The sequence below is a fragment of the Clostridium sp. AF23-6LB genome (assembly GCF_003461085.1).
Taxonomy (GTDB): Bacteria; Bacillota; Clostridia; order Lachnospirales; family Lachnospiraceae; genus Coprococcus; species Coprococcus ammoniilyticus.
Map to the genome: position 1 here is coordinate 501,584 of NZ_QTWK01000001.1, position 23,926 is coordinate 525,509.

Genomic DNA, 23,926 nt, shown 5'->3' on the forward strand with positions numbered 1-23,926 from the left:
GCCGTCTATTTCAGAAGTTCTCTTAATACCTCTTGTTCCCTGTCTTCCAATATTCCCCCAGTGTAAACTATTCTGTTAATGTACTACGCCCTGTCCTCAAGGTCAAACGTAATTTTTATCAAATATGTCTCTTTGTTTTCTTCTTGCAACCGTTCCGTTAGTTCCCGTACGATATTCTTTTCCTGCCCCTGCCATTCCGATGGAACAACCATATCAAAAACAAGTTCTTTCTTTCCACCATGAGTGTGTACGCGGAAATCATGGATTGTTATTTCTGCATCTATTTGCTGCAAGATATCAAGTACCTGATGATGTATCTGATCGAGCTCTGCATCGTCCGTAATAACCGGATCATAATGAATAACCATATGCACACCAAATCGGTTCAGGCATTCCCGTTCGATGCGGTCAATCTCATCATGACACACCATTGGATCGATCTTCTTATCGATCTCCACATGAATACTTGCATACTGTCTGCCCGGTCCATAATCATGTACCAACAGGTCATGGCAGCCAAGTACCAACGGACAGCTGCTTATATATCCAATAAGCTGTTCCCGCAAACCGGTATTTGCACCTTCTCCAAGAAGCGGAGAGATTGTATCCTTTGCAAGCGAAATTCCGCTTACAATGATAAAAACAGATACCAGCCCACCCATAAGACCATCTATTTTCCATCCGCTGATATGTTCTACAACTGTTGCGGCAAGAACCGCAGCTGTTGTCAGCACATCATTTCTGCTGTCTGCGGCTGCAGCAAATAAGGTATTTGACTGAATCTTATCTCCCATCTTACGATAAAAGAACATCATCCAGAGTTTTACCAGGATCGAACCGATCAGCACAATGATCATCAGCATGGAAAATTCGATTGATGCCGGATGGATCAGCTTGAGTACCGATGTCTTTGCCAATTCAAATCCGATCACAAGGATCATAGTAGCCACAACCAGACTTGCCAGATATTCAAATCTCGCATGTCCGTATGGATGTTCTTTGTCTGCCGGCTTCTCTGCCAGCTTAAATCCGAGTAATGTTACGATGGAACTTGCTGCATCTGACAGATTGTTCAATCCATCTGCAGTAATTGATGTAGATGCGGCCAACTTTCCGATCACAAGCTTGCTGCCTGCCAACAGCAGGTTACACAATACCCCTATGAAACCGGTCATCTTACCGACCGCTGCCCTTTTCTTAGAATCCTGATTTTCTTGTGCCATAATAGTTACCTCCGCATATATAAGATAACTTTATGCAACGCAATTAATAATCTTTCCATCAGATTAATAGAATTATCTCTGACCGGCTGTAGCCGGAATAATAAAAAACCTGCGGAACAAATAGTAACTACTGTCCCGCAGATCATAAATTCATTCTTTATCTGCTGCCACCCTGTGTGGCCCGGCCCTGTGGTCATCCCACCGCCTGCTCAGTTTGTACTGTAGATTGATATGCAGTGCAAAAAGTATTGATACATTATAGCATGCGGTTATCCATACATCAAGTGCCGGTTTCTGATATTTTGAAGGATCTGCCACCGGAAATCTGCTTCCGGCGGCTTATCCTTATTTGTACTCTGTATTACTTGGATGCGGCAGGATTCAACTTCTTGGTCTTGATCTCATCCTGAAGCATTGCAAGGAACTCATCCATAGGAACAGTTGTTGTCTTCTGCTCACCATGAAGTCTGTAGCTGACAGTCTTATCATTTACCTCATTCTTACCAAGGATGATCAGATACGGAACCTTCTCAACCTGAGCAGCTCTTACACGATAGCCAAGCTTCTCTGCACGTTCATCAATCTCAACACGGATGTTGTTATCATCTAAGAAATCATACAACTCATGTGCATATGCATTTAATTCCTCATCTTCATTCTTTACAGGAAGGATTCTGGCCTGTACCGGTGCTAACCAAAGTGGCAGATTTCCCTTTGTCTCCTCCAGAATGTATGCCATGAAACGATCTAAGGAACCAAGGATTGCTCTGTGAAGAACGACAGGAGTCTTCTTTGTACCATCCTTATCAATATATGTCAGGTTGAATTTTGCAGGAAGACAGAAGTCAAGCTGGCATGTAGATAATGTATATTCATTTCCGATCGCCGGCTTAACATTTACATCAAGCTTTGGACCATAGAATGCTGCTTCACCGATCTCTTCTGTGTATTCGATACCGATATCATCCAACACTTTACGGAGTGCGTCCTCCGCTGTATTCCACATCTCATCGTCATCATGATATTTCACCTTATCCTCAGGATCTCTTAAGGACAGAACACAACGATAATCTGTGATATTGAAATCCTTATAGGTGTCGAAGATCAAGTCAACAACCTGCTTGAATTCAGATTCAATCTGCTCCGGTGTTACAAACAGATGGGCATCGTTCTGACAGAAATGCCTGCCTCTCTCGATTCCTTTTAAAGTACCACTGGCTTCGAAACGGAAATCATGTGCGATCTCGCCGATACGAATCGGAAGATCTTTATAGGAATGCATTTTGTTTGCATAGATCATCATATGATGCGGGCAGTTCATTGGACGAAGCACGAAAGACTCACCCTCAACTTCCATTGCAGGGAACATATTGTCTTTGTAATGATCCCAGTGACCGGATGTCTTATAAAGATTTACCGTACCAACACAAGGAGTCATAACATGACGGTAGCCAAGCTTTCTTTCCTTGTTCTTGATATAATTTTCAAGCTCCTGCCATACGATATAACCCTTTGGAAGGAACATAGGAAGTCCACGTCCAACCAGATCATCTGACATGAACAGATTCATCTCTTTACCGATCTTTCTGTGGTCACGGTCTTTTGCTTCCTCTAATAACTTCAGATGTTCTTCCAGTTCTTCTGCTGTAGGGAAGCATACACCATAGATTCTCTGCATTACATGGTTCTTGGCATCACCCTTCCAGTATACACCGGAATATTTTACTAACTTGAAGTTCTTGCATAATTTTGTGTTATCAACGTGTGGTCCGCGACAGAGATCTGTGAAATCTCCCTGATCGTAAACTGTAATATTTCCATCCTCTAAGCCTTCGATCAGATCCAGCTTGTAGAAATCATCCTTGAACATTTCAAGTGCTTCTGCCTTTGTAACCTCACGTCTGTAAATCTTCTTGCCCTCTTTACAGATCTTCTTCATTTCTTTTTCGATAGCTGCGATCACATCATCGTTTACAACATCATCGCCAAGGTCGATATCATAATAGAAACCTTCTTTTACAACCGGTCCAACCCAGAACTTTGCATGTGGATACAAATGCTTTACGGCCTGTGCCATAACATGGGCGCAGGAATGATTGAGCGTATTTAATCTCTCGTCTGCTTTAAAATCTACCATTTTCTTATTTCCTTTCTTTTACCTGAACTGACATCCCACCCAATGGTACAATGTCCGATAATTATTTGTACAGGAATCCTTCTGTTTCTTTGTCTATTGCACAAAAAACGCCCCTGTACAGACGTTTTTTCATCTATACAAGGGGCGATTATAATTCTTATATCGCGGTTCCACCCTTTTTATTTCCTGTGGAAATATCTCATTCATGATGATAACGGAATCACCGGACCGGATTAGGGCCGCTCAGAGCTGGTCTTCCTGAATGACTCCTCTAAGATACTTCCACCAAATGTATCTCTCTCTGTAGATTCTTCGTTCAGTACTGTTCTCATCAACACGTTATTCAAAGTATATTTCAACTGTTCCGCACTGTCAAGTAGCTTTTTCCGGTTTTATTATCATTTTTTTCTTATTGAATGATCTAAAGATTTTCCGTTAATACCTAAGACTATGGTCTCTGTCCAAGTCCGCCTTCCAGAGTGATCGTCTCTCCTGTCATATATTTGAAATCAGGGGATGCAAGCTGTACACATACACGTCCGATCTCAAGCTCTGAATCACCGAAATGACCCATCGGAGGTGTATGAACATTCTTGTCAAATGCATCCGGATATGCATTCTTGAACTGTTCTAACTGTGCTGTCCATGCAAGCGGGCAGATGATATTTACATTTACGCCATCCTTTGCCCATTCTGTTGCTGCAACTCTTGTAAGTCCACGAATTCCTTCTTTTGCTGCTGCATACGCACACTGTCCAAAGTTACCGAACAGTCCTGCACCGGATGCAAAGTTGATAACGGATCCCTTGCTCTCTTTCAGATATGGATAGCACGCTTTCATATAATAGAAGGTTGCATACAGTCCGGAATATAATGCCAGATTAAACTGATCTGTTGTATGGTCAGCAAGCGGAACACCGGATGCCGATGCCTGTGCATTATTAACCAATACGTCGATACTGCCAAATGTATCGATCGTCTGCTTTACAACATTTGCAACAACTGCCTCATTATCCGCACCGGCAGATACATCTGCTGCAACAGCCAGAACCTTTATACCATATAAGCGTTCCAGTTCTTCCTTTGCATCTTCCAACTTCTTCACATTTCGTCCTGTGATCACGACATTTGCGCCTTCTTTTGCATATGCTGTAGCGATACCGTAACCGATCGAACCACATCTGCCATCACTTAATACGGCACGTCCTCCACCTGTGACAATAACTGTTTTACCTGTTAAAAATCCCATTTTCTGTTTTCTCCTTATATTATTTGAAATCCGATACCTTCAGACTGCTTTCCGGCCTTATACAAATGTCCCAGTCCGTTTGTATCATATATAATGCTCATTATCTTCTATATCTTTCGATCATATCCTCCCACTGACAGCCTGCTTTCAAATGCACTCTGTTCTAATGGTTTATCATACAGATAGCCCTGTGCATGGTTACAGCCAAGTTCCAGAAGAAATCTTGCCTGCTCCTCCGTCTCAACTCCCTCGGTTATGACATTCAGATTCAACTGTCTTGCCATCTGAATGATACTCTTAATAATGATCTGATCCTGTGTTGAAAATGCCTCATGATTGATAAATGACCGATCGATCTTAATCTCGTTTACCGGGAAATCCCGAAGAACACTCAAGGTCGAACAGCCTGTACCAAAGTCATCAATTGATGTCGCAATACCTGCTTCTGACATATTCTTGATAAAGTCATACAGATCCTTCTGTTCACTCGCTTCTGTCGTCTCTGTTACTTCTATGATGATATACTTTGGATCAATATCATACTCTTTTATGATCCTTATAATTCGTTCCGCCAACATCCGTGGATCATGCCCAACCCCGGAAATATCATTTCTCGATATATTCACAGATATCGGAACAAGCTTATACCCTTTCTCAATCCATTCATTTATAGCCTCACAGACCCGCTTCAGAATATACAGATCCAGATGAATGATAAATCCATTCCTCTCCATGGTCGGAATAAACCGAAATGGTTGTATCACTTCTCCGTTATGAATCCATCTTGCAAGTGCCTCTGTACCTACGATCTGACCTGTCCGGATATCAACCTTCGGCTGATAATACACCTGAAATTCCCGTTTCTCCAACGCCTCAGGAAGCATCTGTTCCATCCGCTGAACATCTACTGTTTCTTCCAGCATCTTGTCCGTTAAAAACGCATACGGAAGCTTGTGCTGTCTGGCATAACTGACGGCAATCGACAAACCATTCATAATATTTCCGGGATCTCTGTCCTTTGCCGTTATCTCATAGGCACCTGCCGCTGCCGCTATATATACCGGAACGACCCGTCCCATATACTTTGCTGTTACCTCAACCTTTTCCAGAAGATGAAGGAACTCTGCCGTTCTGCTTTTCTTGACCAGCGCCATGAAATTATCTCCGCCCAGATGCGCCAGTGTCTCGTCCTCTGCCAGCCATTTTCTGACAGCGACTGCATAACGCTTGATCATCAGATCACCTTCTGCACCACCATACTTATAGCTGAGCAGTCCAAAGCTTTTCAGGTTAAAATAAAAGCCGTTGTACTGACAGATCGTCTGATCCTGCAAATGCTGCTGTATGATCCTGACAAAGCCTGCACTGTTAGGGAGCATCGTGATCAGATTACAATACGAATATTCTCTTGTCTTACGGATCAGTCTGGATCTCGTCACATGAAGATATAAAACCTCAAGGAGAAGAGCTATATCTTCTTTTTCTTCCTCGCTCCATTCTACATTTTCATATGGGAATGCCGTAAGCTCACAATATCCGTTTTCTACCGCTTGAAATGTCTTCTGATATTTGCCTTTCTCGGAATACAAGCCATCCCCGGCATAGAATACATCATGACGATCTTCATCCTGTACAGATTTGATATTTGCCTCAATGTGCAAATGTCCCGCTACCCTGCCGATCTTAAGCCGCTCAGCCAGAGGTTCGATCGCCTTTTTGAATCCATCAAATGTATTCTCAAACTGTAGTAATTCCTGTACATACAGTTCTATATCTTTTTTCTTAATTCTCTCTCTGATATCATCCACTGTCACGGGTGATCCTCCCTCTCATCTTTACTACTCTATACACCACAAAACTATTATTTTACATACAAACAATCATGTGTTTATTATAACATGCTTTTCACTTTTATGGGAAAAAAGATAGTTTTTTGATAGATTTTGAACAGGTTGGAAATCACATGACAGGCGTTATTTCTTATATGACAAATATACAGGTGTTACAATTACCACCATGAAAATAGAATACCTGTAAGCGGTGACAACACGATCATGATCATGGAAAATGTAAAAGATTCCATAGAGATCAATGTTGCCCTCTGTTCCGAAGGGAACATATTCTGAAGTATCGTATTTGTTCTTACCTGTAATGCATCATCACTAAATGCCGCAATAAATCCACCTAATGTCATAATCACATAATTACCAGAATGTTCCACTGCTATACCAAGAAGAACAAGGAATCCGGTTAATACAAATACTGTTCTGTACCGTAAACGATCACACAACAGAATCACCCTTGCTCCAAGGATTCCTCCAAGTTCCATAATAAAGAGTGCCATTCCAAGCAAGGCATTTGGGATTCCACTCTCCGGCAGCTTAGCCTGTAAGAAAAATAACAGTAAAATATCCCCTGCTCCTACCAGCGAATTTACCAACATCAAAACTATTGCTCTCCTTGCATCCTTTAGAAACTGAATACTTTCCCACCAGCAGTCAACCAATGCACGGACAATTGTATTTGCCTTATGATCCCTGTGTTCTCTATGTTCCCATATTCTATTTAAAACAAATATCTGAACCAGACACATTAAAATATCCGTTCCATATGCGGCTCTATAACCAATGTATAACGCAAATCCTGCACACAAAGTTGATATTCCATTACACAAACGGTATATACTCAACTGATCTGATTCATATTTTGCATAATAGGATTCTTCTCCATAGATTTTTAAAGAATCATATGCTAAAGCATCTCCCGATCCTGATGAAAAATTGTAACTCATCGCATGAAGTGCAATAGACAGACATATCGTAAACAAATTCCCTGATGCGATCATAACAACATTTGCAATCATTCGTAAAATACTGCTCACAATCAACATATTTTTTCTTCCAAATACATCCGCAAATATTCCTGACGGTATCTCAAAAATAATGCTGGTTACATGAAAGACCGTTTCCACAAAACCTATTTCGACCAAACTATATCCTCTGGCAGCCAATATTGCCACCCAAGCCCCTGTTAAAGATAAATTTCCAAGGACGGATGATGTGTATAAATATCCTATTTGTTTTCTAATTGTGTTCATAAAAAAATCTCCTTATCTATTTTTCTTAAATGGATAAGGAGATAGTGTACTTTTTTATTACGTTTTATATCATTGTTCTGATATATGACTTGTTCTAAAAAAAGGCGCACTATCCCCGTAAGGAACACATGTATAACCTTTTTTCAGTTGTAGATTTGTCATTTTCCAGAACATAATCTTAATCCTTTCAATATCAACTCATAGAATTGTACGGTTAGGATAGCATATCCTGCCTTCATTTGCAAGGGTATAAAAACTCACTTTATTCGCAGCATTACCGAAAACTGCTTATCTTTTACCTCTGCTGAAACCACATGCCCCAGCTTATCGGCCAGGCATTTTACAACATATAAACCAAGTCCTGCGCCTTCCTCCCGGCGGGAATTGCCACGGTAGAAGGCGTCAAATACATGGTCGATATCGATCTCATTGTCAGCCTCTATGTCATTCGTGAATGTAATGGATACTCCGTCCGCATCCTGTTGTAAGCAGACGCTGATTCTGGTATCCGCATATTTTCTGGCATTAGAAAAGAAATTTGTAAATATCCGGTTCAGCACTTTCTCGTTGCTCTGAACCCAGACTACACTTTCCGGTATGTCAAATGCTGCCTGAATCCCGGACTCCTGAATCCATTCATACTGCTCCAGCACAAGTGCTGTCAAAGTTCTTGCCACATCTATATTCCTGATGTCAATGGCTTCATCCTTTGCCTCTGCATAAGATACCTCAAAAAATGCATCCGACAACACACGGAGATACTCTGTCTTTGCGATCGCGATATCCAGATATTCCATATCCCGGTCGTCTATGCGTCCACCTTTTTTCATCAACTGCAGATATCCTTTTACTGCTGTAAGGGGTGTTCTGAAATCATGAGAAATGCCTGCGATCACATTTTTCAGTCTGGTTCTGTCCTGCTCCAGCGCACGGTTTCTCTCCTTGATCTGATCCGAATAATCATTTAACGCTTTTGCAAGAGCTACGATGTCACGATCAAAATATTCCACATGGATCTCCTGATCCACTCCTCCATGCAAGCGTTTCTGAAGCTTGGCTGCAAATATCCGCATCTGTCTTTTATATTGTATCAAACGTATAAAAAGGACTGCTGCCAGTAAAAGCAACAGTCCTGAAATTATGATATACCATTTATCCATGTATACAAATTCTCCTCAGGCTATCAAAGATCCAACACCCTAATTGAACCATCTTTTCTTATAGCTATTATATGATAACACATATGATTTCTATGTATTCCCGGTCGTCATATTTCTTTATCTTTGTCCGGTTTCCGCCATATATTCACAGATGAGATGATTGATCTCTCTGTCATCTTCAATCACAAGTAGCTTTGGCATATTGTTTCTCCATAAATCGTTAGTTTTTACATCTAAGCTCTACGCACACAACCTCCGGATAATTGAACAGGCGAACCGGAATTATGCTGTTGCCAAGTCCCCTGCTGACTATCATTTCTGTATCTGCGCGGTTATATTTTCCTGATGTGTATTCCGGTAAAAATCCCTGATCGGGTGCAACGATTCCCCCGACAAATGGAAGTCTGATCTGTCCTCCATGTGCATGTCCGGTCAAGACAAGATCAGCTCCGGCATTTGCATAGTTCTGAAGGTACTGTGGCTCATGCGCAAGTACGATGGATAATTCATTTTTCTGCTCCTGAAGCAGATTCTTTAATGTCTCATCACTTAAGTGCTGATCATCTAACCCTGCCAACATAAAAGAGGAATCCCCTTTTTCAATGCAGACGGCTTCATCATCCAGATCACATGCTCCGGCAGCAAGAATCCCCTGCATCATCTGTTCATTTTCCGATGGCTCAAGCCAATATTCATGGTTGCCGGTCACATAATATACCGGTGCGATCTTCACTGCTTCTTTCACAAATGCTACCGCACGTTCCACATTTGTATGATTAGAATCCACCAGATCCCCGGTAATAACAATGATATCCGGCGAACAGCTTCGTATGGTTTCTAACAGCTTCTTATTCTCTTTTCCAAATTCAGCGTTGTGTAGATCCGATATCTGTACGATCCGGTATCCATCGAGATCTGCGCCAAGCTTTTCTGATTCATATGTATATGTGGTAATTACCAGATGCTTATTCTGAAACAGGCAAAACGGAATCAAAATAATGATTATAAGCATCAGAATGATAATCTTTTTGTGTGGTATTTTTTTCATCTTCATCTATTCACGGTCACAAATAACCGCTCCCATCTTTTATCTATCGTCTTTACCCTGCGATACTTCCTGCCTATAATATTTTGATACAAAAAATAACGCACGGCAAATTTTATTCCTCTTATAGGATATAAAATCATTTGTCGTGCGTCAAATAAATAATTATGAATATGATGATAAAAACTGCTTTGTACGTTCCTGCTCCGGATTGTCAAATACCTCTTCCGGTCTGCCCTGCTCAAGTATATATCCATCATCCATGAATATAACCTGACTGGCTACGTCTCTTGCAAATGCCATCTCATGAGTGACAATTATCATCGTTGTCTTTTTATCTGCAAGATTTCTGAGAACCTTCAGCACTTCGCCGGTAAGCTCCGGATCAAGAGCTGATGTCGGTTCATCAAAACACAGGATATCCGGCTGCATAGCAAGTGCTCTTGCGATCGCAACTCGCTGACACTGCCCGCCTGATAACTGATGTGGATAATTGTTCATCCGGTCTCCTAGTCCCATCTGACGCAGAAGATCTTCGCCCTGTACTCTTATCTCATCCAGTATGTTCTTTTTATTTGCCTTATAGTCCGGTCTTTCCTTTGCCAGAAGCTCCCTTGCCAGCATAACATTCTGAAGTGCTGTGTACTGCGGGAACAGATTAAATGACTGAAATACCAGTCCAAAGTGCAACCGTTTCTTCCGAACCTCCGACTCCTTAAGTGTCTCCGGCTTATCCGTATCGAGAAGGATCTCATTATTTACACGGATAATTCCGTTATCCGGCATTTCAAGGAAATTCAGGCAGCGAAGCAATGTAGTCTTACCACTTCCTGATGATCCTATGATCGACAGAACCTCTCCCTGCTCTAATGAGAAGCTGATATCCTTAAGTACATCGGTCTTACCAAACTTCTTTTTTATATGTTCAACCTCTAATATCGCCATACAGCTCCTCCTCTATCTGAAGAAATCCAGTTTCTTCTCTAATTTTCCAAGTAAAACAGTAAGTACACCATTCCAGATCAGATAATAGAATGCGCAGAAGAACAATGGCCATATCGCACCTGAGATTCCCTGTGAACCTTTCATGAACGCCTGTCCTGCCCAGATAATCTCCTGCAACGCAATGATACGTGCAAGTGATGTATCCTTAACCAGCGTAATGATCTCGTTGGACATTGCAGGTACGATCTTCTTTATCATCTGAAGAAGCTTAACCTTGAAGAATATCTGTTTTGGAGTCATACCAAGCACCAGACCTGCTTCCTCCTGTCCAACAGGAATTCCCTGAATTCCTCCACGATATATCTCTGAAAAATAGCAGGCATAATTCACGATGAACGATACCGATGCTGCCACGAATCTTCCGCCTTCGCCACCGCCCCAGATCGGGTTATGGAATACAAGTCCCGGAAAATAATAGATGATAAGCATCTGGATCATCAGAGGTGTGCCTCGAACGATCCACACGATAAATTTCATAAGATAGCTGAGTGGCTTAAACTTTGACATAGAGCCAAATGCTATTAAAAGTCCCAGTGGAAATGCACCAAGCAAGGTCACAAAGAACAATTTTAAAGTTTGAATAAATCCTGTATTAAGCGCCCCAAGTACAATTGGGAGCTGTTCAAAAAACAAATCCATAATAATTTTCTCTCTAAGTAATAATCAAAATAACCGTCTTATAGTCTGTTAATTACTCTGTAAGTGCTGCCTGTACCTTGTACTTCTCTGCACATTTCTCCATAGATCCATCAGCCTTGCTGTCTTTGAAAAACTTGTTAAGCTCTGCTGCAAGATCAGAATCTTTTCTGAAACCTACACCATATTCCTCACTGTTAAGGCCTACTGTATATGTAAGATTTGCATAGCCTGTGCCTTCACCTACCATAGCTGCTGCCATAAGGGAATCGATAATTGCTGCATCAGATGTTCCTGCTGCAACTTCCATAAGTGCATCTGACTGTGCCTTCACTGCTGTATAATTAAGTCCAAGTTCCTTTGCCTGATCTTCTCCGGCACTTCCTGCTTCTACAGCAAATGTAAGTTCCTTAATGCTGTCTACTGTCTGGTACTGATCTGCCTTGTCCTGTGGCACGATTACTACCTGTGCATTGTTGCAGTATGCATCAGAACATGCCATTGAACTTGTAACCTCGTCTGTAAGTGTCATACCGTTCCATACACAGTCGATTGTCTTACCATCAAGCTCCATGATCTTGTTGTCCCAGTCTATCTCTACGAATTCTGCTTTCACGCCGATGCTCTCAGCAAATGCGGATGCCATGTCTGCATCAAATCCAATCCAGTTACCTGAGTCGTCTTTGTAATCCATTGGTGCGAAATCTGTAACACCAACAACAAGAGTTCCCTTTTCCTTTACGTATTCCAGATCACTCTTTGAGTCATTTGATGAATCTTTCTTTCCACAGCCAACCATAGAAAGTCCCATTACTGCTACTAAAACCAGTGCTACTAACTTTTTCATGATTATTTCCTCCTGAATATAATTAAAAGATATATGTCTGCCCCTTCCGGGCGCAACACGATAACATAGTAACAGTTTATCACAATAAAGTCAAACGTAATCTTGTGGTTTATTATGGTAGCAGTATTATTTCTTTAATTGGTAGCAATTCTTTTTGTATTTCCTTATTTTCATCTTCTGTAAATAATAAGCTATTATATATATTTGCTTTACCACGTAATAAACTTCGTAAAATCATATAACTACATAAGCCAAAATTATTTCTTATGCCTTTATCACCTAATTCCTTAAATTCATGATACATAACAGAATCAAAATTAACAAAAAGAGATTTACACAACCACTTAATAAATTTCGGATATATAAAATGCGAAACATAGGACTCCTCTATCTTTTTAATTATTTCATCTATATATCTATCATCATTAAGCTCACCTAAGATATTCTTATATATCAACTTATTTATCTTCTCTCCCCAAATCTTATATGCGCTAACTGACATATAATCTTTTCCAGATCTTTCTGCATAAGCTAAACCAAAGATTAAAGCGACAACGACATCATTATTATTAAGTAAAGATAATAACCAGCTAAGCTGAAAATCTGAAATATTATTGCCACTCATAATTTCTTTATAACTGCATTTTTTAGCTTCATTTATAATATATTTATATTGATCACAATAATTTGATTTTAATATATTACAAAACTCCTTTGTAAAGTTATTATTTCTATTCTCACATTTCAAGATATAATCAAATATGTATTCAAACACCTTTGAAATATAATTCTTCAAATCATGACGAAGATTAAGGGTATTAAAAATTATATATATATCATTATTAAAATTTAATTCTTCATACATTTCTTTCTTCTTACACATTTCAATTAAAACAGCAATTATGCGAGATATACATATATTTCCTACCATTTTACTATCCCTAAATATCATTTCATTTGAGCAATCATCTTCAAATAAATCCTTATAAATCTTTTTAATATCTTCATCTTCGATCTTGTTTATAAATTTATCCTCTAAATCAGTAACTCCTATTAAATCATTGTTAATAATTTTACATATTGCTAAAAATGAATACTTATAATACGATGACTGTTTTATACTATTCCATTTTTTTACATAGTAACTTTTTAATTTTTTTAAATATTTTTTGAGTGAACGAACTTTTATTTTTTTTATATAGGGATTTTTAATTTTACAAATTGACTTAATAAGATCATCAATTTTTATAAATATTTCATCTACACAATCGTTTTCTGCGTTAAAGACATGGTTTAAATATTCATTAAACTCATCTTGTGTATCTGTTACCTCGTTAGCTCTCCTAAATATATATCTCATTAGGTTATATACATTTATCTGGTTATAAAAATTATAAAACCGTTCAACACTATTATTTAATGCGTTTTTAAAATAATTTCTGTATTCTTTTTCGACTTCTAACTCTATTATATTTTTTGTCATCTCATTCCTAGCAGCATAAAAATTACTTAATCTAAATTTATTTTTAGTAATATCAATGGATTCAATCAGAATTGCGGCAAAATAAATACACACTACAACAATAATAGACACCCAAATACAATATAAATTATTTTCCTTCTTCTTGATAAAATCAATAAAATTATTCAATATCGTATATTCATAATGATAGTTGGTTGCTATTCTTAAACATGGTATTATGAATATAAGCCAAAGAAATAATTTAATATTCATTTCATATAATCTTTTTATCCAAAAATTATTGTACAAATTTCTTTTTAAGTTATATCCAAAATAAAATTTTTCCTTATTATTAGATTCTACTGTCACACTTTGTAAAAAAGATACAATAAATGTCAATACAGTAACCATCCCTGCCGAAAAAAGAAACATATCTTTTCCGCTTAATTTATGTATATTTGTTTTTTCTAATAAAACATATAAAACTACTATAAAAATACATGAAATGTTTTTTATTGGATGTAACACAATATCAATAAAAAACATAATTAGTTGCCCCAGTCTATAAATAAGGTCGCAAAGCACATTTTTAATTTTTTCTTTTATATTTCTTAACATAAATAATCCTCCTTTATATGACATATATTATCATTTCTTGTTCATTGTTTAAATAAATTATGTGTTTGTATAAGAAAATAATCTAACCCTTTATTTCTAATAATCACCCCCTTTACAACAAAAATTGTCCACCTTTCGCCGATATCGTACAATAAAAGAATTGTAAGCCTTACCATCACAGGATAATACAAATGCGCCTACTTCATCTTTGCAGGAAGCATCTTTGTATACCTCATATACAATACCTGTTACATCTTCTCCTTTCTTATCAGATTCCGGCAGTTTTGCTTCGATCTTGACATATCCTGTCTGATCAGCATCTCCCGGTGTTGCAATTTCAGCAGCCGATGATGAACCAAAGCTGCTTGGAATGACTGTCACTACCATAAGTGCAGCCATGATTGTGGATATGATTCTTTTCCACTGTCTTTTCATTTTGAACATCTTTCAGTCCTCCTTTGAAAATAATATTTTTATTTATAAAAAAAGGACGAGTGTCAAAGCACCATATCTGGAAGAATCTTTATCATTCCTCCGGCAGCTATGACCATCGTCCTTGTTATATTCAATTTTGTGCAATAAAAAACCTCCACATTTCTGTAGAGGTCTTATATCGTTCTATTGAACTGATTCTATCATATCACACCTGAAATCCCACTTCCAGGTTTTCTTGGTTTTCTTGGTTCTGGAAATTACTTATACGATACTCCAGCAGTAACCTTATCCTGCTCATTTCCATTAATGTCAACAAGCACTCCACTTTTTTTTGGTGTGTAAATTAACTCTCCATTCTTATTAACTACATGCTCTGTCATGATATCTCCACATTCAGTACATTTATATGTTTGATCCCACTCTGACCATTCTTTTTCTACTACTTCTTCTACGTCTGCATAGACTGCATCGTGATGCTCATAGCGTAAAAGTTTCTTTATGAGATGATTTCCACCATGATTATTGGCTTTGTGATGCTCTAGTAATTCCTCATAAGTCTCGTATGCGCATTCCTGATCGTCAATTCCCCTTCTACTACAAGAATTACATACATACCAAGGTTCTTCACTATAAATTGGTTCATCGTAAGCATCTCGGATCTTCTTGTTGACTATCTTGGTAACTGCAGCATGTTCTTTATAATTGGTCTTAACCGGTGACAAACTACTGTTCATAACCACCTTCCACTTACATACATGAGACTGCTGCTCTTGATTGCCATTCGTACCAGAATTCTGTTCTCCATCATTACCGGATCCATCACTATTATCGGAACCATTTTCAGTTACCTTTGTACACTTTCCCGATGCGTCAACCGTATACTTTACTCCATTGACTGTAACTGTTCCATTCTTCTTGATATTGCCGTTATTTGTAACGTAATAGGTTTGCTTATTGCTACCAGATCCAACCTTATAAGCTCCTTTTGTGGTAACTGGTTCGTTTGTGTCCGATCTAACAATTTTGTTGCCGGATTTTTTTAATGTCACTCTCTTTCCATCTTTATTAAATACATTTATATATCCACCTACTGTAACAGTCGTTTTGATCTGCACTTTTCCATTCTTTACAAATACAGATCCATTCCAACCATTTTTCATAAGCTTATCAGATACCTCACCTGCAGAAGTGATCTTACATGTCCCCTTTGCTGTTTCCTTATAAAGAACCGAGCCTTTTGTTCCTACATAGTATCCCCTTGGATTCGTTATACTGGACAAATTAGCACCCGAAACACGTTTCCAACCTGTTTTACGCACGATCTTATCTTCTGACACATAAAATGCTTTCTTTCCGATGATAATAATCTTTCCATTATACTTTTCTAGGGACTGTTTCTTAAACTGACCATTACTCCACTTCTGATAATTTCCACCGGTAATTTTAAGAGATACTACACCATTACTATTTACATAGTACGCATACTTACCGGCTATCTTTTTCCATCCAGTTTTTTTCTCAATGTTCCCATTTTTATTCACATAAAAAGCTTTACCTTTGATGGTCTTTGTACTATTCTTCTTCACTGGCTGCTTCTTAAACTGACCATCACTCCACTTATAATATTTTCCTTTAGTGATCTTTACAGTAACATTACCTTTCGATCCAACATAGTAAGTGTATTTTCCGGCAACTTTCTTCCAGCCAGTCTTTTTATCCATTTTTCCGGATGCATTCACATAATAATATTTTCCATCAACTTTCTTGATTGTGTTGGTTGTTGCATATATTTCTGCATTCGTTGCTGCGGATACTGTCATACCGGAAAACATAGACAGGATCATACATGCAGCTATTAACAAAACAACTAATCTTTTACCCTTATTCTTCATCATAGTAACCACCCCTTTTTCTTACCTACTCTATCTACTTCTATGCTTTGGTTTCATTTTTTGTGTCAGCTCCTGCTTAGCGAATCTTCCTGGCGTTCCATCATACTCAAATTGCTTTGACAGGGAATGTACCTTGAATACATCCGCTTGATGAATCTCCCGGAAGCACTTTGTCAGATATGGATACTCCCATATCAAATCATTTAACAAATGCATAACCTGTGTTGTGCTTAACGGCTTTTTACTCATATAGACACTACCTTCTATATGCTCCCATCCTTCCTTTTCCAGGAATTTTCGAACATCTAAATATGCTTTGATGTAATTATTCTTTCCAAGTATAGCCTTTGCAACCTTTGTGTCAATATCAAATGATAATTGTTTTCTCCTCATATTCCACTACCCTACATATCGTCTTTCATGCTGACGAATCCATGATCTGGATTCCTCTATACAGTTCTCTTTCTCTCCGTCTACATCAAGTGTCCATTCATCCAGATAATCTAGATAATGTACATCTTTTCTTGTAATTTTAGGAATATACATGCCGATTACACACAAGGCATCCTCTCCATCTTTCACAAAGAATCCCGGCTCCGGCTCTGCGATCTCATATTTTTTAGCATGATCCCGCATTGGGGCAAGCATTTCATCCTCGGTCTTTCCTGCCTGTTTTAACTTATCTTGGTTAAATACAAATCGTAATGTTACCATCTATTCTCCTTTCCGGCTTTTTTATTTGCATATATGCTCACTTCACAATATGATCCATGGTATACTTTTATCTCACTCATTTCTATCATCCTCCCGGATCTTGTCGATCGCTGCTTTAATACTTAGTGTATGCAATGGATCAAACTCATCTAGTATCTTACAGACATCATACTTTTGCATGATTTCTTTACCAGAAATGCCATACAAAAAATGCCAGTAAGTTATTAGATATCCAAACCAATACGCATCATCTTCATATAATGGACTATCTGCGTCTTTCGCCGGTAAATTATCCTGGTATTCTTTTTCAAATGTTCTTAAAATATAAGATTTCGCCTGCGAACATAATGTCTCGTCAAAATCAAATACCGCCTGGCAGGTATTTGAAAAGCACCATTTCTTTATAAACTGATAACGATTATATTTTCTATCATGCATTGCAATCGAAAATACCTGACCAATCTTTTCTATTAATTTCAATTCAAAAATTCCATTATTCATCACCCTATGCCATTAAAGATATCTAATTGCCTACAGACTACCTGTTCAATAGTAATTCACTTTTACCATTTTTTATAAACAATCCTTCCATACCAGTTAATATGCAAAACACACTATAAGCTATTATGATATCTATTCTATCATAGTTCACACAAAAAAACACTCCAGAACACAAATTCCAAAGTGTGTAATATACTTTTCTAAAGTGTCATATTCTGCTTTGAATTGTAAGTCTTCTGGTCAAAGTCCAAGCCGGAATTACGAAAGAATATAAAAAAGCGTCTTGCACAAGACACCTTGTAGAGTGTTACTAGTGTGTTACTAGTACGTTACTAGTAATTAATTTCTGATGTGTTTCAGGGGTGTTTCTGCTCCTATACAAAATAAAGAAAACCCGCAGAAATACTTGATTCCTGCGGGTTCTTGAAATATTGAATATAATTGTTTCTTATCTCTTTGAGAACATCAAATATTGATTTTAAAACATTCAAACACATTTTGTCAGTTACGTGTTCGTTACCGAAAATATCTCTGATGTTATCCACACTGCTTTATGCAAAAAAAATTGGGAACGAGTAAAGACCCATTCCCTACAAAAAGTTAATTTTTTAATCGTGTATATATTTTAACACGCTTCATTTATATAGTCAACAACTTTTTTTACAAAAAAATATGCTGTTTTTATGCATTCATTTTTATCAAAATACTCTTTATTTTTTATTGCACGACCATCTATAAATTCTTGTATCTGCTTAAACCTCTTCTCTTTCACAACATCTGCATTAATAAATTCATTGTAAACATAAAGCAATGTAACAAAATCATACAAAAACTTATTACTCAATTTGTTCTTTCTCATAGACGCACCTATTCCATCTATATTTGAAACAAATTTTATAATTTTAACAGATGGCTTATTTGTTCCTTTTTGAAGTTTATTTATCAGGCAATTACTATGTGCAGTTGCATTTCTTAAATCCCTTATTGAATACAACAAGTCACTATCTTTTAAACGCCCTGGATACCTCTCCGTATAATACTCATACAACTTCACCATATCTCCAAAAGATATTAATTCTACAAATACCCATGCAGGAAAATATGGATAATACTTCTCTATCAATTCTCTGCAATATTCACTAGATTTGTGTTTCTGTATATTTTGACAACTTCTCTCATACTTTGTAACAAATCTTCTAATAATATCATAGCCATCTTCTTCTGGATTATCCTCTATATCTTTTAACAATCTGGTTTTTAAAGCATGTTCGACATCAAGACACATTTGCAATATTAAATACCGTAAATGCATATCAATGGTTGACAATTCCTGCAAATAAGCAAAATCAAGATTTATGTACTTATCGTTACTTTTTTGCTTGTCATAATTGGCTCTATAAGATGCTAGTTTCATGTAGTAATTATTATTTTGAAGAAATACCTTTGCATCTTCTTCTTTAGCTATATCAAATTTTATTCCCTTTATTTTCATATGAGATATCAATTCGTCACTTGTTTTAAGTAATTTCATAAAAATTCCCCTTTGTACTTTCTATCATTATACTCCACTACAATTGATAATAAAAGACATTTTTCAACATCATATCTTCTTATATACAAATTACTGAGAAAGAATTATTTTAATTATGGTGATCATTTGTCAGTTACCTGTTAGTTGTGTGTTAGTTATCGATAGATTTTCGTGTGTTTTGAGGATGTTTGATAAATTTTCAGAATATAAAGAAAACCCCGAAAATACTGGATTTTCGGGGTTTGTTGCTCTTTTTCGATATTCGGTTGAATTATCTCTTTGAAAACTGTGGAGCACGACGAGCTGCCTTTAAGCCGTACTAAACATCTCTATGGTGCGTTTTTCCTTGATATTACGGGCTTTTTCGCATTTTCTGTTGTCGGTTGTCCTATTCCTTAACCATGGAAATCGGTGATTTTTCATCGAAATTCTCCTGGTTCAAAGCATCATTCACTACCTCGAAAAGTTCCTCTGGTTTATTATACTTGACCCTCGCGTAAATGTCCATAGTTGTCTTACTATTCTCATGCCCTGCCAGGTACTGAACTGTCTTAGGGTCAACGCCCGCATAGAGCAGATTCGTGATGTAGGTATGCCGCAACAAGTGCGGTGTTACATCGAAATTCAGGGTATAGCGAATCTTGGGATTGTTCCTCTGCGTTGTTCCTAATGTCGGCTTGACGGTATATTTGATGCTCTGTCCATTCACATATTTATAGTAAGTTCTCTCTTTCGCAGAGCGAACAACTACATACTGCCAAACTCTCGTAAACTGAGAATAGGAAAGCGGCTGTCCCTCACTGTCCGCAATCACATACTCCGATATGGAATTGGCTTTTGCTTCCCGCAGGCAGTCCACCAGGCACTTCGGAATGGGAATGTCCCTTTTAGCTGCTTTTGTCTTTAGAACGGTAGAAATCACCGGCCTGTTATGCTCCGCGCGCCATGCACGTCTCACGGAAATGTATGGTGTGGATTCATCCAGGAATACACAATCCCATTGCAATGCAAGAATTTCTTCCCGACGCAAGCCGGAATACAAACCAATCATAATAAAAAGATATGGCGGAAGCTCTTTCACCGTATCCAACAGAACCGCAACCTGTTGATCTGTTAAGGCATCTTTCTTTTTCGATGCTTTTCCGCCCTTTGCTGAAATTCCCACACATGGATTATCGGTTATCAGCTGACTGCGCTCTGCCGAATAAAACACACACTTAATCAGCATATTTACCGTATCATACAGTCCTTTCGATTTTTGAGACAGCGGAACAAGCGCCAGACGAATATCATCCGCAGTCACTTCCTCCATATACATATCTCCCAGAGAGCTAATGACATAATTCTTCATATTCTGTCTGTATCCTTTTATAGTAGCCGCAGACACCTTTGCTGATTGCATCAGCAGCCATTTCTCACAATACTCGGCAACTGTCGGATGCTTTCGGTGAAAGATGATCTCATCCACCTGTCTCCGGGCCTCCAACTGCTTTTCATATAATTCTTCACAGGTGGTCGCATATAAGCTGACCTGCTTTCCATCGGCATCTGTAATTCTGGTTCTGTAATACAGTGTTCCTTTTCTTGTAACCGTTCCGTACTCTGGAACGCTTTGTTTTTTCTTAGCCATACAAATCTTCCTTTCCTGATAATGAGTGTTCTTAAATTCACACCTTCTTTTTATCAGAAAGCACCCACTTAATCAAAGATACGGATTATGTAAAACAAAGAGCGAGACATCCTTGCCTCGCTCCAGCTTTGTTTCCTACTCTTTATAATTGTTATGCCTGTGCTGCATCCCACTGGGCAAATGCACCACCCATTGTTCTTACCAGCTCATCCGGTCTGTTGTATTTGACCTTTGCGTAAATATCCATCGTAATTTTACTACTCTCATGCCCCGCCAGGTATTGAACCGTTTTCGGGTCCACGGACGAATGAATCAGATTCGTAATGTATGTATGCCGCAGCTGATGCGGTGTCACTTCAAAATCCAAACTGTAAATCACTTTGCCGTTATGTGCTGCCTTTTCACCGAGGACCGGCGTAACCGTGTGCTTTACACGCTTTCCATCCTCGTAGCGATAATAGAAACGCTCCTTGACTGTTCGGGTTACAATGTACTGCCAAAGCCGCTTGAACTGTGTGTAAGACAGCGGATCGCCCTCCCGGTTCGGCACCACATATTCTGACTGTGAATTAGCTTTTGTCTCTTTCAGACAGTCCGCCAGGCAAACCGGCAACGGAATATTTCGATGCGCGGCTTTCGTTTTCAGCTCATCCAGAATCACCGGTCTGTTATTTTCCGTGTGCCATGCCCTGCGTACCGTTAAATAAGGGCAATCCACATCCAGATATACAGAATCCCATTTTAGGGCAAGAATTTCTTCTCGCCGCAATCCTGCATACAGCCCTAACATGACAAATACATACGGCGGAAGTCCCTGAATGGCATCCAGCAGTCTGGTGGCCTGTTCATCCGTCAATGCAGCTTTGTCCTTCTGCGGAACGCCTCCACCTTTGGCCGTAAGGTAAATCGTTGGGTTGTTATCAATAATCTTACTTTCCTTTGCTGCACGGAAAATGGATTTATACAGGATAACCACTGACTTATATACCGAAGCGGACTTCTCGGAAACAGGAACAAGTGCAAGCTGAATGTCATCCAGTGTCACATCTGCCATCCGCATCTGTCCCAGTTCTTTTATAATGTGCCGTCTGACCTTTGAGGTATAATCTATCAGCGTGGTTGCCCTCACATGAACCGACTGCATCAAAAGCCATTTTTCACAGTAGTCTGCAACCGTCGGGGATTTCCGACAGAATGTATCGTTGTCGATCTGCTCTAATGCTCCCAACTCTTTATCATATAATTCTTCCGGTGTTCTCGCATAAAGGGCCACCAGTTTTCCATCTGCGTTCTGAACCCGCGTTCTATAATAATCTATGCCGTTAAGCGTAACTGTACCGTATTGTGGAATTGCTCTTTTTCTTTTTGCCAATTCCGCCACCTCCTAAGAATATACTCCAGCGCTGTATCTATGTTTTATCAGACCATTACGTTTCCAGCAAGGATACGGATCGACTCACACTCCAGCTCTGCGAGGTCTACGATAAGTTGCGTTTTTTTCTGCTGGCTTTGCTCTGTGGGTGCATTTTGCGATATACTCCTGAAGGCCCGCTGAAGTAAAATACACACAGCCATTCTGCACATATTGCACATAAGAAATAAGACCATTGTTACGGGCCGCGTCCAGCGTTGCAATGCTGATACCTAAAATTTCTGCTGCTTCTTTTCGTGTAATAAGTTTTTCCATAAAGCATATTTCCTCCAATCTGTCAAGTTTGTCATCGTGTTTGTTCAAAGCCACATGAATACGCTGGCAGCCGAAACTGCCAGCGCATGGTATCTGATTTTGAACAGGAAGCTGCAAACGCTTCCTATTTATATAACTCAGCTTTCATCACATTTGCCACGCCCCCTGACGATGGGAACACAACAGGTCTCCGTTGGCGCGGCTGTCATAACTCCGCAGCACCGTTCGTATCGTGTGCCGCAGGGTTCCCCCCAAGTCTTTGGCGGGCCGTGAGGAAGTATCTTTAAGCCCCCATGCAGTCATCGCGCCGAATCTGCCACAATCCGTTTTATGAAATCGTAGATCGCTCCGAAGCAGTTCTTTCATCACCTCCCTGACGGCTCCATCTTCGCGGCGTTTCACATTCGCTCGTACATGGGTTATGTACCTGTTGTGCTGTCTATTCGATTGTCAATGTACTGATGAAGGAGGAAAACTTGTCCTTCTTATTAACACTGACAAAAAAGGCAAAAAACAGGCGCATCAAATGAAATTTTATCAAAAATATTTTACAAGCTGCTTTAATCCACGGCGGATACTGTCTCGGACACGGCTTGGGTCTACACCTTCTACTTCGGCAATTTCATTTACCGCCATTCCCAGATAGTATCGGGCATAAATTCGCTTTGCCTGTTTCTCTGGCAGCTTCATCACAGCGGCATAGACCTGCTCCTGAAACTGTTTTTCCTCCAGAAGCATCTCCGGTGTTTGCGGCTTCAATAGCACCGCATTTTCAATGCCATTCTCGCAATCCAGAGAATACTGTGCTTTATAACGATACATCTTTCGCTCATACGCAGCCTCCGCACGTTCAGCTGCTCGAATAGTCTCCATTACTTCCTCTGTCACATCTACAAAAAAGTCTGTTGTATAAACATCAGGATAAAGTTCCCGAAGGTTAATTTTCTTCATTATGTACCTCCATTTCGATTCACGGGTGATTGACGGGTGAATCGAATGGAGGCGGAGACCGACACCGGCAGACAACCGGGTCATCTCCGAAAAAATGGCAACAAAA

General features: G+C 39.0%; 21 protein-coding genes and 1 riboswitch. All 21 genes read right to left on the reverse strand.

Annotated elements, in window-relative coordinates:
- Window positions 1-83: 83 nt before the first annotated feature.
- The gene (locus tag DWY07_RS02165; protein ID WP_117822097.1) at window positions 84-1,223 is read right to left on the reverse strand and encodes a cation diffusion facilitator family transporter; all 1,140 of its coding nucleotides are present in this window, start codon (window positions 1,221-1,223) and stop codon (window positions 84-86) included.
- 128 nt (window positions 1,224-1,351) lie between these two features.
- Window positions 1,352-1,446, reverse strand: a riboswitch (NiCo riboswitch).
- Between the two features lie 138 nt (window positions 1,447-1,584).
- On the reverse strand, window positions 1,585-3,360 hold the full coding sequence (gene thrS, locus DWY07_RS02170; protein ID WP_021944954.1) for a threonine--tRNA ligase: 1,776 nt from the start codon (window positions 3,358-3,360) through the stop codon (window positions 1,585-1,587).
- Window positions 3,361-3,808: 448 nt separating this feature from the next.
- Complete coding sequence (locus DWY07_RS02175) at window positions 3,809-4,609, reverse strand: SDR family NAD(P)-dependent oxidoreductase (RefSeq protein WP_008402696.1); 801 nt, start codon at window positions 4,607-4,609, stop codon at window positions 3,809-3,811.
- 107 nt (window positions 4,610-4,716) lie between these two features.
- On the reverse strand, window positions 4,717-6,423 hold the full coding sequence (locus tag DWY07_RS02180) for a bifunctional diguanylate cyclase/phosphodiesterase (protein WP_008402697.1): 1,707 nt from the start codon (window positions 6,421-6,423) through the stop codon (window positions 4,717-4,719).
- Between the two features lie 194 nt (window positions 6,424-6,617).
- Window positions 6,618-7,706 (reverse strand): MFS transporter, encoded by a 1,089-nt coding sequence (locus tag DWY07_RS02185; RefSeq protein ID WP_008402700.1) that lies wholly within the window; start codon window positions 7,704-7,706, stop codon window positions 6,618-6,620.
- Window positions 7,707-7,963: 257 nt separating this feature from the next.
- A complete protein-coding gene (locus DWY07_RS02190) occupies window positions 7,964-8,866 on the reverse strand; it encodes a HAMP domain-containing sensor histidine kinase (RefSeq protein ID WP_008402701.1) in 903 nt (300 codons plus the stop codon).
- A gap of 220 nt (window positions 8,867-9,086) precedes the next feature.
- A complete protein-coding gene (locus DWY07_RS02195; protein WP_021944956.1) occupies window positions 9,087-9,920 on the reverse strand; it encodes a metallophosphoesterase in 834 nt (277 codons plus the stop codon).
- 156 nt (window positions 9,921-10,076) lie between these two features.
- Window positions 10,077-10,856 carry an amino acid ABC transporter ATP-binding protein gene (locus DWY07_RS02200; RefSeq protein ID WP_021944957.1) on the reverse strand — a complete coding sequence of 260 codons (780 nt, stop codon included), beginning with the start codon at window positions 10,854-10,856 and terminating at the stop codon, window positions 10,077-10,079.
- Between the two features lie 12 nt (window positions 10,857-10,868).
- Window positions 10,869-11,555 carry an amino acid ABC transporter permease gene (locus tag DWY07_RS02205; RefSeq protein WP_117785671.1) on the reverse strand — a complete coding sequence of 229 codons (687 nt, stop codon included), beginning with the start codon at window positions 11,553-11,555 and terminating at the stop codon, window positions 10,869-10,871.
- 52 nt (window positions 11,556-11,607) lie between these two features.
- Window positions 11,608-12,399 carry a transporter substrate-binding domain-containing protein gene (locus DWY07_RS02210; RefSeq protein ID WP_021944958.1) on the reverse strand — a complete coding sequence of 264 codons (792 nt, stop codon included), beginning with the start codon at window positions 12,397-12,399 and terminating at the stop codon, window positions 11,608-11,610.
- A 112-nt stretch (window positions 12,400-12,511) separates the two neighbouring features.
- Window positions 12,512-14,479: a hypothetical protein gene (locus tag DWY07_RS02215; protein ID WP_117785669.1), complete on the reverse strand. Its 1,968-nt coding sequence runs from the start codon at window positions 14,477-14,479 to the stop codon at window positions 12,512-12,514.
- A gap of 96 nt (window positions 14,480-14,575) precedes the next feature.
- The gene (locus tag DWY07_RS02220) at window positions 14,576-14,923 is read right to left on the reverse strand and encodes a hypothetical protein (RefSeq protein ID WP_117785668.1); all 348 of its coding nucleotides are present in this window, start codon (window positions 14,921-14,923) and stop codon (window positions 14,576-14,578) included.
- 248 nt (window positions 14,924-15,171) lie between these two features.
- Window positions 15,172-16,809 (reverse strand): hypothetical protein, encoded by a 1,638-nt coding sequence (locus tag DWY07_RS02225; RefSeq protein WP_117822098.1) that lies wholly within the window; start codon window positions 16,807-16,809, stop codon window positions 15,172-15,174.
- Between the two features lie 27 nt (window positions 16,810-16,836).
- The gene (locus DWY07_RS02230; protein WP_117822099.1) at window positions 16,837-17,199 is read right to left on the reverse strand and encodes a hypothetical protein; all 363 of its coding nucleotides are present in this window, start codon (window positions 17,197-17,199) and stop codon (window positions 16,837-16,839) included.
- Window positions 17,200-17,205: 6 nt separating this feature from the next.
- Window positions 17,206-17,520 carry a hypothetical protein gene (locus DWY07_RS02235; protein WP_117822100.1) on the reverse strand — a complete coding sequence of 105 codons (315 nt, stop codon included), beginning with the start codon at window positions 17,518-17,520 and terminating at the stop codon, window positions 17,206-17,208.
- Between the two features lie 72 nt (window positions 17,521-17,592).
- A complete protein-coding gene (locus tag DWY07_RS02240) occupies window positions 17,593-18,000 on the reverse strand; it encodes a hypothetical protein (protein ID WP_147340233.1) in 408 nt (135 codons plus the stop codon).
- A 646-nt stretch (window positions 18,001-18,646) separates the two neighbouring features.
- Window positions 18,647-19,552 (reverse strand): Abi family protein, encoded by a 906-nt coding sequence (locus tag DWY07_RS02245; protein WP_117822102.1) that lies wholly within the window; start codon window positions 19,550-19,552, stop codon window positions 18,647-18,649.
- 388 nt (window positions 19,553-19,940) lie between these two features.
- Window positions 19,941-21,182 carry a site-specific integrase gene (locus DWY07_RS02250; RefSeq protein ID WP_117822103.1) on the reverse strand — a complete coding sequence of 414 codons (1,242 nt, stop codon included), beginning with the start codon at window positions 21,180-21,182 and terminating at the stop codon, window positions 19,941-19,943.
- A 151-nt stretch (window positions 21,183-21,333) separates the two neighbouring features.
- A complete protein-coding gene (locus DWY07_RS02255; RefSeq protein WP_117822104.1) occupies window positions 21,334-22,554 on the reverse strand; it encodes a site-specific integrase in 1,221 nt (406 codons plus the stop codon).
- A gap of 84 nt (window positions 22,555-22,638) precedes the next feature.
- Window positions 22,639-22,869: a helix-turn-helix domain-containing protein gene (locus DWY07_RS02260; RefSeq protein ID WP_054330194.1), complete on the reverse strand. Its 231-nt coding sequence runs from the start codon at window positions 22,867-22,869 to the stop codon at window positions 22,639-22,641.
- 537 nt (window positions 22,870-23,406) lie between these two features.
- Window positions 23,407-23,820, reverse strand: a complete 414-nt coding sequence (locus DWY07_RS02270) for a sigma factor-like helix-turn-helix DNA-binding protein (RefSeq protein ID WP_055054171.1) — start codon at window positions 23,818-23,820, stop codon at window positions 23,407-23,409.
- Between the last annotated feature and the right edge of the window lie 106 nt (window positions 23,821-23,926).

Excerpts from the sequence above, each read along its gene's own strand:
- DWY07_RS02225 (WP_117822098.1), bottom strand. The coding sequence starts at position 16,809 with ATGATGAAGAATAAGGGTAAAAGATTAGTTGTTTTGTTAATAGCTGCA.
- DWY07_RS02175 (WP_008402696.1), bottom strand. The coding sequence starts at position 4,609 with ATGGGATTTTTAACAGGTAAAACAGTTATTGTCACAGGTGGAGGACGT.
- DWY07_RS02165 (WP_117822097.1), bottom strand. The coding sequence starts at position 1,223 with ATGGCACAAGAAAATCAGGATTCTAAGAAAAGGGCAGCGGTCGGTAAG.
- DWY07_RS02185 (WP_008402700.1), bottom strand. The coding sequence starts at position 7,706 with ATGAACACAATTAGAAAACAAATAGGATATTTATACACATCATCCGTC.
- DWY07_RS02205 (WP_117785671.1), bottom strand. The coding sequence starts at position 11,555 with ATGGATTTGTTTTTTGAACAGCTCCCAATTGTACTTGGGGCGCTTAAT.
- DWY07_RS02235 (WP_117822100.1), bottom strand. The coding sequence starts at position 17,520 with ATGGTAACATTACGATTTGTATTTAACCAAGATAAGTTAAAACAGGCA.
- thrS (WP_021944954.1), bottom strand. The coding sequence starts at position 3,360 with ATGGTAGATTTTAAAGCAGACGAGAGATTAAATACGCTCAATCATTCC.
- DWY07_RS02190 (WP_008402701.1), bottom strand. The coding sequence starts at position 8,866 with ATGGATAAATGGTATATCATAATTTCAGGACTGTTGCTTTTACTGGCA.
- DWY07_RS02210 (WP_021944958.1), bottom strand. The coding sequence starts at position 12,399 with ATGAAAAAGTTAGTAGCACTGGTTTTAGTAGCAGTAATGGGACTTTCT.
- DWY07_RS02250 (WP_117822103.1), bottom strand. The coding sequence starts at position 21,182 with ATGGCTAAGAAAAAACAAAGCGTTCCAGAGTACGGAACGGTTACAAGA.
- DWY07_RS02270 (WP_055054171.1), bottom strand. The coding sequence starts at position 23,820 with ATGAAGAAAATTAACCTTCGGGAACTTTATCCTGATGTTTATACAACA.
- DWY07_RS02195 (WP_021944956.1), bottom strand. The coding sequence starts at position 9,920 with ATGAAGATGAAAAAAATACCACACAAAAAGATTATCATTCTGATGCTT.
- DWY07_RS02245 (WP_117822102.1), bottom strand. The coding sequence starts at position 19,552 with ATGAAATTACTTAAAACAAGTGACGAATTGATATCTCATATGAAAATA.
- DWY07_RS02200 (WP_021944957.1), bottom strand. The coding sequence starts at position 10,856 with ATGGCGATATTAGAGGTTGAACATATAAAAAAGAAGTTTGGTAAGACC.
- DWY07_RS02215 (WP_117785669.1), bottom strand. The coding sequence starts at position 14,479 with ATGTTAAGAAATATAAAAGAAAAAATTAAAAATGTGCTTTGCGACCTT.
- DWY07_RS02220 (WP_117785668.1), bottom strand. The coding sequence starts at position 14,923 with ATGTTCAAAATGAAAAGACAGTGGAAAAGAATCATATCCACAATCATG.
- DWY07_RS02230 (WP_117822099.1), bottom strand. The coding sequence starts at position 17,199 with ATGAGGAGAAAACAATTATCATTTGATATTGACACAAAGGTTGCAAAG.
- DWY07_RS02260 (WP_054330194.1), bottom strand. The coding sequence starts at position 22,869 with ATGGAAAAACTTATTACACGAAAAGAAGCAGCAGAAATTTTAGGTATC.